Origin of the sequence: Salmonella sp. SAL4457 (assembly GCF_046548235.1) — a bacterium.
Classification (GTDB): Bacteria; Pseudomonadota; Gammaproteobacteria; order Enterobacterales; family Enterobacteriaceae; genus Salmonella; species Salmonella enterica.
This window is the reverse complement of record NZ_JBGDZO010001506.1, coordinates 1-229: the sequence shown is the minus strand read 5'-3', so window position 1 is coordinate 229 and position 229 is coordinate 1. Positions and strand designations below refer to the sequence as shown.

Genomic DNA, 229 nt, shown 5'->3' with positions numbered 1-229 from the left:
CGGCCGCCTCAGCGGTGGCCGGCGAGGGTGATCGAGACCGACTCGGCGAAGCGCAGCGCGTGCGGCTTGTCCACTTCCACCTCGGCGTAGCGCACCGCCGGGTTCTCCATCACCAGGTCGAGGATTTCCTGGGTCATCCGTTCGAGCAGGGCGAAGCGGTTCTCCTCGACGTGGCGGATGATCGCCTTGGTGATGGTGCGGTAGTTCAGCGCGTGCTCGATGTCGTTGC

At 66.4% G+C, this 229-nt stretch carries 1 protein-coding gene; it reads right to left on the bottom strand.

Annotation, left to right across the window (positions count from 1 at the left end):
- Window positions 1–8: 8 nt before the first annotated feature.
- On the bottom strand, window positions 9–229 hold a 221-nt coding region (locus ACLJNW_RS29225; RefSeq protein ID WP_410962172.1), incomplete at its 5' end, for a FolB domain-containing protein.